This window comes from Pseudomonas sp. C7.1 (assembly GCF_056312395.1).
On the sequence record NZ_JBWDTL010000003.1, the window covers coordinates 3,425,362 to 3,437,822 of the forward strand.

The following is a 12,461-nucleotide window of genomic DNA, read 5'->3' on the forward strand; positions in this document are numbered from 1 at the left end:
CGATGAAATCCGTAGTCCGTCAGGTACGCCCCCTTCACAACGATGAAGAAAGAGCGCAAGCAGAACAACCGCTGAGCGATTTCCGCCAGACGCCCGCCTGGGTGTTACTCGGCGAGCCGGGTGCCGGTAAAAGCGAAGCGCTGAAAATGGAAGCCAAAGAGACGGGCGGCGAATTCCTCACGGCCAGTACTTTTATCAACAGTCACCCCATACCACCACACTGGCGCGGTAAAACGCTGTTCATTGATGCCATGGATGAGGCCCGTGCTTCTGGTACAGATAGCCTGGCACTACGCATCGCCAATCAGTTGCGTCAGCTTGATTGCCCTGCGTTCCGCCTATCTTGCCGAGCGGCCGACTGGCTCGGCTCGATGGACAAAGCCGATCTGCAGACCCTGAGCCCGGATGGCAAGCTGCTTACCCTGCAACTCTCACCTCTGACAGATAGCGATATCCGCGAGATCCTACAGCTTAACCATGGGGTGGCAGATCCAGATGTTTTCGTGGCACTGGCTGAGCGACACGGCATCAAACCGCTGCTGAACAATCCCCAGACGCTAGGTCTTATTGCCAAGGCAATCCGGGCAGAGCAGTGGCCCAAAAGCAGGGAGGAGGTTTACCAACTCTCTTGCGAGAAGCTCGCTCATGAAAACGACCGTCGCCACCGCAGCCACAAGAGAAACAATGCTGTTGATGACAAGACAATCATGCAGGCCGCCGGGCAACTCTTTGCCACCCTGCTGCTGGCAGGCAAGAGCGGTATTGCACGGGATGAAGAAGCTGGCAACGACGAATTCCCCACTGTCCAACAGCTATCGCCAGAAGATTCGACAGCCGCCGAGCGTGCCCTGCAAAGCAGTCTGTTTATTCTTTCAGGCCAAAATAATGATGAACAACTAATCCCCTGTCACCGTAGCGTGGCCGAATACCTGGCTGCCGCCTGGCTGGCTAACAAGCTCGACAAACACCTGCTTCCTCTAGGACGTCTACTTAACCTGCTACTTGGCTATGACGGTGGCGTAGTGGCCGATCTACGGGGCTTGTTCGCCTGGTTGGCGCAATGCAGCGTAACTGCCAGGCACAGGTTGATCGATATCGACCCCTTGGGCATCGTGCTCTACGGCGATGCCTGCCCTTTTGTCGAGGCAGACAAACGCCTTTTGCTGCAAGCCTTACGCAAACAGGCCGAAGCCTTTCCGGGTTTTCGCTGGCACCTGCACCATGACCAGGAAGCGTTCGGCGCATTGGCTGATCCAGAACTGGACGACGACTTCCGCGCCATTCTGCAAAACAAAAATCGCGATGAGGCCGCCCTGTCGCATATGGATTGTGTGCTGGAAATCCTCCAGCACGGCGCAGCCATGCCTGAATTGGCAGAGACGCTGCTATCGGTAATCAAAGATGCCAGCTTATGGCTAAGGCTTCGCAGTGGAGCTTTGAAAGCATGGTTCAAACTCTGTAGTCCTACCGATGCCAAAGGTCTTTTGGTAGATATTCACACGAACCAGGTAGAGGACCCTGATGATGAACTTCTTGGCAGGCTTCTAATTCATTTATACCCAGACTACCTTGAAGCTGATGAGCTCCTGCAATACCTACACCCGGCCAAAGAAGCAAGTATGGTTGGGCACTACCGGTTCTTCTGGAAATATGAGTTAGAAAAAACTGCACCTGATCATCACTTAAAAGCGCTTTTAAATGGTTTTGCACATCGAATAAATGCTCAATGCGATGAGTACGAAGATGAAGAGCAGCCTGTAGCACTAAGCTCGTTAGTCGCTAAAGTTCTAGCGAGATGGGGCGACGCAGCCTCTAATGCTGAGTTGTTCACATGGTTGGGCGTAGGCCGTAATACAGATCCCTATGTTATTCAGAACGACGACTCTATCCCCCAAATTAGAGATTGGCTTGCAAAGCACCCAGATCGATATAAGGGTGTACTCGCCATTTGCATTGAACGGGAATCTACTCAGCCTCTGCACTCGCCACGCTTTTACGGTAGCGAACCACCTGCGGACATAGGCATGTGGCACTTGGAGATGGCCTCTTCTACGGACGAAGTCATATCACGCCGGCATCTGCTAAATGCTGTAGAGGCCCTTCAGTTTCAGCGGGGCTCCCAAGGCTTATCGCTAGAGGCGTTTGCAGAATGGATGTGTCAAAACCCCACACGCGCACCTTGGTTGGAGAAATATCTCTATTGGGAAATTCCCGAGTGGCGCCTGAAAAACTCAGCCAGAAAACTACAAAAGCAACAGAAGGCAGCAGAGGATAGGCACCGACGCGCTATCGAAGCGGCTCCCCATCTGCCCAAAATTGCCTCAGGTGCAGCTCCGGCACATGTGCTCGATCACCTCTCTGGCGTTTGGCTAAACCATTTCTCCGACATCCACGGAGAAACCATTAGCGAACGCTTCGCCAATTACAGCGATCTTGGCAACCGCCTGATGTACGCTGCAGAGTCTGGCTTCAAACTCAGCCTGCAACGAACCGATCTGCCGAGCGCTGATGAAATCATCGCGCTCTATTTAAAAAAGCAGCGTTACAGGATCAGTCAGGCCTGCCTGCTCGGCTTACAGCTCTTGTGGGAAGAAGACTCAGCTCAGGTTTTGGCGTTACCTGACACGCTTACCGAACAACTATTGGCTTTCCGGATTTCCACTGTTCATCTGGAGCTGCAGGAGTGGCTTGCCCAAACCGCCCGACAGCGGCCTGCACTGTTTGCCAACCTGCTCATCCGCTACGCCACCGCCGCACTCAAGCAAGGTGATACGTCGCTTGAGATGGTTTACCTGATCAGCCAAAGCGATGCATTCGATCAGGTTGCAGCACTCGCTGCTCCCGAGATACTGAAGAGTTTTCCGTTGCGCGCGAAAAAAGAACAACTGAGCACCCTTGAGCGACTGCTGGAGGTCCTACATGCCAAGGCCGCAGCTCAATTAAAACCTCTGGTTGAACACAAGCTCACGCTGAAAGGCATGGACAGTGCACAAAAAACCCTCTGGTATAGCCTTGCATTGCTGCTGGAGCCGGAGCGCTACGAGAAACAACTCTGGCTTCATATTGGCAAGTCCAATACCCGTGCTGCGCTGGCCGCAGAATATCTCTGTGAAAGGCGAACCAGCCGAATACGTAGTTCAACGATCCCCGAATACACACTGGGCCGCTTGGTCGAACTCATCACACCCAGCGCCGACTTCGAAAGAGCGAGTGGTTTCGTCAGCGAATCAATGCAACGCGCCGATCAGGTACGCAGCATGATCGACATGCTTGGCGCCAGCACCACGCCCGAAGCGGAGAAAATTCTCCAGCAGTTGCTTGAGCAGCCCGCGCTGCAGCAACTGCGCTACAAGATTCAAGACACCTTGCACCAGCAACACAGTAAACGTCGCGAAGAGCAGTTCAGGTTTTCCACTGTCGAATCCGTAGCCAGCGTCCTCGCCAACCGAGCGCCAGCCGACAACGCAGACCTGGCAGCACTTTGCCTTGGCTATCTCGATGAGATCTCGCATGACTTAAGGCACGCTAATGATGACGGCTTGCACAAGTTCTGGATCGATTCATCGACGCCACAGGCTGAAAACCGTTGTCGTGATTATCTACTGACTGTTACACGCCCCCGGCTGAGTGCTCATGGCATTGGCATCAATCCAGAAGCTGATCACGCAGGCGACAAGCGTGCCGACCTTTACCTGGACTATCGCAATCAGCTCACTCTGCCCATCGAGATCAAGCGCGACAGCCACCGTGATCTCTGGAAGGCCTTGCGTAGCCAGTTGATAGCGCAATACACCAATGCACCTAAATCCCGAGGCTATGGAATATATCTGGTGCTCTGGTTCAACGACGCGAAACACCCAATGCCCGCCACTCTGGACGGCGGCAAGAAGCCCAAGTCCGCGCAAGAGTTGCAAGCCCGGCTCGAAGCCTTACTGAACGATGAGGAGCGCCAGCGTGTATTCGTACGGGTGCTGGATGTGAGTTGGCCGAGCTAAAGGTGATGTCGCCATTGCGTGTTGCTTAAGCCATAGATTGCGGCGAGCGGCAGTCCGTTGAAGCAAAGCGACGAAGCCCTGCGAAGCATGCCTCTGCCTGTTGGGCTTCGCTGCGCTCAACGCCAACCTACGCGCGTGCACGGCACCCACTACCCTTCGCACCTAACATCTAACGTGCATATAGACGGTCTAAAACCCTCAGCTCACGCCCATATAGCGCCCGGCGCGGTGGTTGATCGCCAGCACCATATTCAGCGCCAGCGCGCCGAGGATCGACAGCGCCACCTTGTCCAGCGGCACCACCATCACCGCGCCCATCACGATCAGCACATCAATGCTCATCTGCACCTTGCCGGCGCGCAGGCCGAAGCGCTCCTGCAGATACAACGCGAGGATATTCACCCCGCCGAGGCTGGCGCGATGGCGGAACAGCATCAGCAGTCCCAGCCCCATGGCAAAACCACCGAACAGCGCGGCATACACCACGTTCAGGTGGGTGAAGCCAATCCACTGCGGGGTCAACTCGGCCAACAGCGAGACCATCCCCACCGCGCAGAAGGTGCGCAACGTGAAGGGCCAGCCCATGCGCCAGATGGCCAAGGCGTAGAACGGCAGATTGATCAAAAAGAACACCAGGCCAAACGGCCAGCCGAGTAAATACTTCATCAAAAAGGCCAGCCCCACTGTGCCGCCAGTCAGCAGGCCGGCCTGGCTGTAAAGGGTGATCCCCAACGCAACCATGGCCGTGCCCATGAGCAGCGCCAGGCCATCTTCCCAAAGCGGGTGGCGGATAAAGATCGCGGCAATACGATCCGGCTCGGCGTGATCTGCGGATTCCGCGCTGACTCGGACACCCATTCCACGCACATCCGGACAGTGATTCCACGCTGATCCGGACACCCATTCCACGAGCATCCGGACACTGATTCCACAGCCATCCGGACACTTTCTGGCAGGCAGCTACGCAGGATTTATTCACTACCATTGGCCTCTTTTTCGAAGCAGAGAGGTCGTCGTGGAGCGTTTATCCATGCGTAAAATCCGTGAAGTGTTGCGCCTCAAGTTCGATTGCGGGCTGTCTGTCCGTAAGATCTCCCGCAGTCTGGGCATAGGTCACAGCAGTGCCGGTGATTACCTTTGCCGATTCACGGCCTGCGGCCTCTCCTGACCGCTCCCTACTGAGTTGTCCGACGCCGAGCTGGAGCGGCGCCTGTTCCCGCCACCGCCGGAGATCCCCTCTGAGCAACGACCAACTCCCGACTGGGCCTGGGTGCATGCCGAGCTGCGCCGACCAGGCGTGACCCTGGCGCTGCTCTGGCAGGAGTATCGGCTGGGCCAGCCACAGGGCTTCCAGTACAGCTGGTTCTGCGAGCACTACCGGGCCTGGGCCGGCAAGGTCGATGTGGTGATGCGCCAGGAGCACCGCGTCGGCGAAAAGCTGTTCGTCGACTACGCAGGTCAGACGATGCCGGTGATCGACCGTCACAGCGGCGAGATCCGCCAGGCGCAGGTATTCGTCGCGGTACTCGGTGCCTCCAGCTACACCTTCGCCGAGGCCACCTGGTCGCAGTAGTTGCCGGACTGGCTGGGCTCCCATGCCCGTTGCTTCGCCTTCCTCGGCGGGGTGCCGGAGATCGTGGTGCCGGACAACCTGCGCAGTGCGGTGAGCAAGGCCCATCGCTACGAACCGGACATCAACCCCAGCTACCGCGACTTGGCCGAGCACTATGGCGTGGCGGTGGTGCCGGCGCGGGCGCGTAAGCCCCGCGACAAGGCCAAGGCCGAGGTCGGCGTGCAGGTGGTCGAGCGCTGGATCCTCGCCGCCTTGCGCCATCGCCAGTTCTTCTCCCTGGACGAACTCAACCGGGCCATCGCCGTGCTGCTGGAGCGACTCAACCAACGGCCGTTCAAGAAGCTACCGGGCTCCCGCCAGGCGGCTTTCGACAGCCTGGATCGCCCGGCCCTGCGGCCTTTACCGGAGCAGCCCTACGTCTATGCCGAGTGGAAGAAGGCGCGGGTGCACATCGACTACCACGTCGAGGTCGATGGGCATTACTACTCGGTGCCCTACCAGTTGGTGAAGAAGCAGCTGGAGGTGCGTCTGACGGCGCGCACCGTGGAGTGCTTCCACGCCAACCAGCGGGTGGCCAGCCACGTACGCTCCCTGCACAAAGGCCGGCACAGCACGCAGACCGAGCACATGCCCAAGAGCCATCGCGAGCATGCCGAGTGGACGCCGCAACGGCTGATCCGCTGGGCCGAGCAGACCGGCCCGAACACCGCCGGGGTGATCGGCCACATCCTCGAACGGCGCGTGCATCCACAGCATGGCTACCGGGCCTGCCTGGGCATCCTGCGCCTGGGTAAGCACCACGGCGAAGAGCGGCTGGAAGCCGCCTGCCAACGCGCCCTGAGCCTCGGTGCCTGTAGCTACAAGAGCCTCGAATCGATCCTGCGCCAAGGCCTGGAAAACCTGCCGCTGACTCAACAGAACCTGCCCCTGCTACCGGACGACCATGCCAACCTGCGCGGCCCCGGCTACTACCACTGAACCCAAGGAACCCCACCATGCTGCCCCATCCAACCCTAGATAAGCTCCAGACCCTGCGCCTGCACGGCATGCTCAAAGCCCTCGCCGAACAACTGAAAACGCCCGACATCGACAGCCTGAGCTTCGAAGAACGCCTCGGCCTGCTGGTCGACCGCGAGCTGACCGAGCGCGACGACAAGCGCCTGAGCAGCCGCCTGCGCCAGGCCCGGCTCAAGCACAACGCCTGCCTCGAAGACATCGACTACCGCGCCCCGCGCGGGCTGGACAAGGCGCTGATCCTCCAGCTGAGCAGCGGTCTGTGGCTACGCGACGGCCTCAACCTGATCATCAACGGCCCGACCGGCGTCGGTAAGACCTGGCTGGCCTGCGCCCTGGCCCACCAGGCCTGCCGGGACGGCTACAGCGTGCGCTACCTGCGCCTACCGCGGCTGCTGGAAGAGCTGGGCCTGGCCCATGGCGACGGCCGCTTCGCCAAGCTGATGAGCGGCTACGCCAAGACCGACCTGCTGATCCTCGACGACTGGGGCCTGGCACCGTTCACCACCGAACAGCGCCGCGACATGCTGGAGCTGCTGGACGACCGCTACGGCCAACGCTCGACCATCGTGACCAGCCAGATGCCGGTGGACAACTGGCACGAACTGATCGGCGATCCAACCCTGGCCGACGCCATCCTCGACCGCCTGGTGCACAACGCCTACCGGATCAATTTGAAGGGCGAATCGATGCGCAAGCGGGCGAAGAAATTGACGACGCCGGGCACCTCAGACTAACAATGCATATCCTGCGTCGCTGCGCTCCGACTGCCTGTCCGGATGACCGTGGAACAGGTGTCCGGATCAGCGTGGGCTGAGTGTCCGAATGGCGTGGAATCCGCAGCGTGATCGGCATCAGCATCATGCATAAAGAACAACCTGTAGAGGTGGAACAGAAGTAAACGGCGTAGCGGCCTGGAAAAAGGCTACGTTAGTTATTGCATGCCATAGGTAGGTTGGCGTTGAGCGCAGCGAAGCCCAACAGGCATTGGCAGGGCCCATTGGGCCTAATCTTGGGCTTCATCTTGGGCCTAATCTTAGGCCTCATTGCCTCGCAACGCCCTATGCTAAATAGCCGCGAAAACGCCCGCCTTGGCGCACGTCAAGTCGGCGCTGGAAAGATCAGCCCGAACGGGCTATTTGCGATCCCACACTTCGAACACATACCCAGGCGCTTCCTGCCCCGGCGCATGCTCGATGGCCGAGGACAAGTGCCAGTCAACCTCGGCAAACTCGGGGAAATAGGCATCGCCCTGGGGGCTGATGCCGACGCGGGTCAGGTACAAGCGCTCAGCCTGGGCCAGGCCCAGCTCGTACAACTGCGCACCGCCAATCAGCATCAGCTCTTCGGCATCCTCTTCACGGGCCCAGGCATTAGCACACTCAATCGCGGCTTCGAGACTGCCAAACACTTCTGCGCCCTCCAGCAGCAAACCGGGCTGACGGCTGACCACCAGATTAAGCCGGCCCGGTAAGGGCCGACCGAGAGAATCCCAGGTCTTGCGACCCATGATTATTGGCTTGCCCAAGGTCAGTGCCTTGAAGTGCTTAAGGTCTGCCGGCAAGTGCCAGGGCAAATGATTATCGCGGCCGATCACGCGGTTTTCTGCGAGGGCGGCGATCAGGCTGAGGGGGAGAGTCTTGTTCATGGCCGCGAGCATAACAGAGGCTTAGCGCACCTCGCAGCCCACCTTTGGCGCTGCCAACCCGCGCACAGGTTCGGGCATTGTCATGCGGCGGTTGCCAGGCTGTCGTCGAACCGTCACCGTTAGCCAGGCAGGCTTACACTTCCACCCCGCGCAAGGAGACGCCGCCATGTACCAAACATTCCGCACCCTGTTCTGCGCCAGCTTACTGGCTCCACTATTGGCCATCACCAGTCCGGCCCAGGCCGACAGCGTACAGGCCGCCATCGACTGGGCCCGGCAGCAGCCGCAAAGCCACCACGGCAAGCCCAGAGGCGACGCCAAACCACTGATCATCGCCCACCGAGGCGCCAGCGGTTATGTGCCTGAGCACACATTGGCGGCCTACGCACTGGCAGTCCTGCAAGGTGCCGACTATATCGAGACGGACCTGGTGATGAGCAAAGACGGCCAACTCGTCGCCCGCCACGACAACCAGTTGGACCTGACCACCGATGTTGCCCAACGTCCCGAATTCGCCAACCGCCAGCGCACCCAGACGGTCGATGGCGTGAGCCTCAACGGCTGGTTCAGCGAAGACTTTACCCTTGCTGAACTGAAAACCCTGCGCGCCATCGAGCGCATCCCGCAGATTCGTCCAGGCAACGCCCGCCTGGACGGCAGCTTCAGCATCCCCACCCTGCAGGAAATCATCGACCTGGTGAAAAGCCTGCAACTGAGCCAGCAGCGAGTAATCGGCCTGTACCCGGAAACCAAGCACCCGACTCACTTCCAGCAACTCGGCCTGGGCCTGGAGAAACCGCTGGTCAAACTACTGAAGAAAAACGGCTATAACAGCGCCAAGGCACCGGTGTATATCCAGTCCTTCGAGGTCGAGAACCTCAAGGCCCTGCGCCGCATGACACCGCTGCGCCTGGTGCAGCTGCTGTGGGTCGAAGGCCAGCCCTATGACCAACACGTGCTGGGCAGCGACCTGAGCTATGCGCAAATGACCACGCCCGCAGGCCTCGCCGCCATTGCCCGTTATGCCGCTGGTATCGGCCCGGAAAAAGGCCAGATCATCCCCCGCGACGCCAACGGCAATCTGACCAGCGCCACGACTCTGGTACGCGACGCCCACGCCGCAGGGCTCAAGGTGCACCCTTACACCTTCCGCGCGGAAAACAACTTTCTCCCGGCCAACCTGCGTAATGGCAGCGACCCACAGGCACGCGGCGATAGCGCGGCAGAAATTCAGCTGTTTCTCGATGCAGGCATCGACGGCCTGTTTATCGACCAGCCGGACATCGCCGTGCGCTTACGCGCAAAGCCTTGAAGCAGAGCGGATTTAGCCCTACACGGCGGCAGCGGTTATGCTCAACCCCTGACCTGATCGATGAGACGCCGTGTGACCGCCACCACCCCCAACACGCTGCACCGCCTCTGGCTAACTGAAACCATCCGCCTGCGCGAGGAACATGCCGGCCCGCTGGAAGACAGCGAAGCTAACCGCCGCGCCCAGACCCAGGGGGGCGCACTCGACGAACGTATCCAGACCCGCGCCTGGCTGCTCGCCGAACGCGATGGCCAGGTGCACGCGCTGCAGCATTGGTTACAAGGCGCACGCCTGGCCGGACTGTTTCTAGTGCTGTTGGCCATTCTTAGCGGCAGCGGCCTGGCGGTGGCAGCGCTGGGAGATGGCCTGCGCCCGGTCAATGTGTTCTGGGCCCTGGGCAGCCTGCTCGGGCTGAACCTGCTTCTACTGCTGGGCTGGGCGCTGGGCCTGTTGCTAAGCCGCGACAGCGCAGGTGTTCTCGGCCATCTGTGGTTGTGGCTGAGCGCCAAACTTGCCCGCGATGCCCAGGCCGCGCAACTGGCGCCGGCCCTGCTGTTGATGTTGCAACGCCAACGCCTTAGCCGCTGGGGCCTGGGCGTGCTGGTGCAGGGCTTTTGGCTGCTGACCCTGCTGACTGCGCTGCTGACCCTGCTGGCCCTGCTGACCACCCGCCGTTACGGCTTTGTCTGGGAGAGCACCCTCCTCGGTGCCGATACTTTCGTTGCCATCACCAATGCCCTGAGCGTGCTGCCACGGGCGTTGGGCTTCAGCGCGCCAACGGTAGCCATGATCCACGCCAGCACCAGTGATGTGTACAACACTGAACTGGTGCGCCAGAGCTGGGCCGTCTGGCTGATTGGTGCAGTGCTGATCTACGGCGTACTGCCACGCCTGGGCCTGCTGCTGCTCTGCCTATGGCGTTGGCGCCGGGGCTGTGCGGCGCTCAGCCTGGACCTCAGCCTGCCCGGCTACAGCCTGTTGCGCGAACGCCTACAACCGAGCAGCGAGCGCCTCGGCGTATGCGATGCCGCCCCAGCGCAGCTGCATCAACCGCAAGCCGGCAGCCTTACCGAAGGCAGCCAGGGCGCGCTGCTGGTCGCTATCGAGCTGGACCCACAGCGCAGCTGGCCACCTGTTTTGCCCAAAGGCATCGGCGATGCCGGGGTGATCGACAGCCGCGAGCAGCGCAACCAGTTGCTCGACCAGCTCAATCGCTTCCCACCGGCACGCCTGCTGATTGCCTGCGACCCACGCCGCTCGCCGGATCGCGGCAGCCTGGCGCTGCTTGGCGAACTGGCGCGCAGCGCAGCCGCCACGCGTATCTGGCTGCTACCCCCACCACCCGGCGAAGCGCTGGACAGCGCGCGTTTGGGCGACTGGCATAGGGCATTGGAACAGTTGCAACTGCCTTATAGCGACAGCGCGCCGTTCAGTTGGCTGGAGCATGGCCATGACTAAACCCGTAGCCCGGATGCAATCCGGGGACTATCAACAACGCGAAGCAAGCTCCCGGATTTCATCCGGGCTACGAGAGGCAATGTGAGCCATCCACTCAAACTCGCCGTGGTCGGCCACACCAATGTCGGCAAAACCTCACTGTTGCGCACCCTGACCCGTGATGTCGGCTTTGGCGAGGTATCCCACCGCCCCAGCACCACCCGCCACGTCGAGGGCGCGCGGCTATCGGTGGACGGCCAGGCGCTGCTGGAGCTGTACGACACCCCCGGCCTGGAAGACGCTATCGCCCTGCTCGACTATCTGGAACGCCTGGATCGCCCCGGCGAACGCCTGGACGGCCCGGCTCGGCTGGCGCGCTTTCTCGATGGCAGCGAAGCGCGCCAGCGTTTCGAGCAGGAAGCCAAGGTGCTGCGCCAACTGCAAGCCTCAGGCGCCGGCCTGTACGTGATCGACGCACGCGAGCCGGTGCTGGCCAAATACCGTGATGAGCTGGCCGTGCTGAGCATGTGCGGCCGGCCGCTGCTGCCTGTGCTCAACTTCGTCAGCAGCAGCCAGCACCGCGAGCAGGACTGGCGCGACGCCCTGGCGCGTCTGGGCTTACATGCTCTGGTGTGTTTCGACAGCGTCGCGCCGCCGCTGGATGGCGAACGCCGCCTGTACGACAGCCTGGCGCTGCTGCAGGAAAAGGCCCGCCCGCAACTGCAACGGCTGATTGACGATCACCAGGCACAACGCCAATTGCGCAAAAGCAGCGCCGCGCGATTGATCGCCGAACTGCTGCTGGACTGCGCCGCCTGCCGCCGTAGCGTTGCGGCGCAAGCCGTACTGGAACAGGGCGCCATCCGCGAGCTGCACCAGGCCATTCGCCAGCGTGAACAACGCTGTGTGGAAGCCCTGCTGCGCCTGTATGCCTTCCGCCAGGACGACGCCAAAGCCAGTGACCTGCCGCTGCTCGACGGCCGCTGGGGCGATGATCTGTTCAACCCGGAAACTCTAAAACAACTCGGCGTCAAAGTCGGTGGCGGCATGGCCGCTGGCGCGGCCACCGGCGTCGGCGTCGATCTGCTGGTCGGCGGCATTACCCTCGGCGCAGCAGCACTGATCGGTGCGGTGATTGGCGGCAGCGCGCAGACCCTGCGCGGCTATGGCGCGCGGCTGAAAGGCAAACTCAAGGGCCAACGCGAGCTTACCGTGGATGACGCCGTATTACGCCTGCTCGCCCTGCGCCAGCAACTGCTACTGCAAGCCCTGGAAGCACGCGGCCACGCCGCCGTCGAGGCCATCAACCTGAGCACCCCGCATGACGCCAGCTGGCGCGAAGGCAAACTGCCGGACGCCCTGCAAAAAGCCCGCGCCCACCCCGAATGGTCATCGCTTAACCCCGGCGCACAACTGGAAGACAGCGAACGCCAGGAGCAGGTGCAGCGGTTGGCAGCGGAGTTGTCGTAGCCCGGATGAAAT

The 12,461-nt window shown here is 60.8% G+C and carries 7 protein-coding genes and 1 pseudogene; 6 read left to right on the plus strand and 2 right to left on the minus strand.

The genetic code is table 11. The annotated features are described in order from the left end of the window. The first annotated feature begins 2 nt into the window (after positions 1–2). Complete coding sequence (locus tag AC0T4W_RS19370) at positions 3–3,995, plus strand: NACHT domain-containing protein (protein WP_476321775.1); 3,993 nt, start codon at positions 3–5, stop codon at positions 3,993–3,995. 198 nt (positions 3,996–4,193) lie between these two features. On the opposite strand, the gene AC0T4W_RS19375 is transcribed toward AC0T4W_RS19370, so the two are convergent. Then, complete coding sequence (locus tag AC0T4W_RS19375) at positions 4,194–4,853, minus strand: YitT family protein (RefSeq protein ID WP_476321777.1); 660 nt, start codon at positions 4,851–4,853, stop codon at positions 4,194–4,196. A gap of 172 nt (positions 4,854–5,025) precedes the next feature. Between AC0T4W_RS19375 and istA the strand changes: the two are divergent. Both istA and istB read left to right on the plus strand, forming a co-directional pair. Next, positions 5,026–6,546, plus strand: a pseudogene (istA, locus tag AC0T4W_RS19380) (IS21 family transposase). A 17-nt stretch (positions 6,547–6,563) separates the two neighbouring features. Further along, on the plus strand, positions 6,564–7,319 hold the full coding sequence (istB, locus tag AC0T4W_RS19385) for an IS21-like element helper ATPase IstB (protein ID WP_476321779.1): 756 nt from the start codon (positions 6,564–6,566) through the stop codon (positions 7,317–7,319). Between the two features lie 398 nt (positions 7,320–7,717). Here istB and AC0T4W_RS19390 read toward each other — a convergent pair whose 3' ends face one another. Beyond that, positions 7,718–8,242, minus strand: a complete 525-nt coding sequence (locus AC0T4W_RS19390) for a dihydrofolate reductase (RefSeq protein ID WP_476321781.1) — start codon at positions 8,240–8,242, stop codon at positions 7,718–7,720. A 154-nt stretch (positions 8,243–8,396) separates the two neighbouring features. Between AC0T4W_RS19390 and AC0T4W_RS19395 the strand changes: the two genes are divergently transcribed. From AC0T4W_RS19395 to AC0T4W_RS19405, 3 genes are all read left to right on the plus strand, one after another. After that, positions 8,397–9,542, plus strand: coding sequence for a glycerophosphodiester phosphodiesterase (locus AC0T4W_RS19395; RefSeq protein ID WP_476321783.1), 1,146 nt, complete (start codon positions 8,397–8,399; stop codon positions 9,540–9,542). Between the two features lie 60 nt (positions 9,543–9,602). Further along, complete coding sequence (locus AC0T4W_RS19400) at positions 9,603–11,000, plus strand: DUF2868 domain-containing protein (protein ID WP_476321785.1); 1,398 nt, start codon at positions 9,603–9,605, stop codon at positions 10,998–11,000. A gap of 81 nt (positions 11,001–11,081) precedes the next feature. Further along, positions 11,082–12,449, plus strand: coding sequence for a GTPase/DUF3482 domain-containing protein (locus AC0T4W_RS19405; protein ID WP_476321787.1), 1,368 nt, complete (start codon positions 11,082–11,084; stop codon positions 12,447–12,449). Positions 12,450–12,461 lie beyond the last annotated feature (12 nt).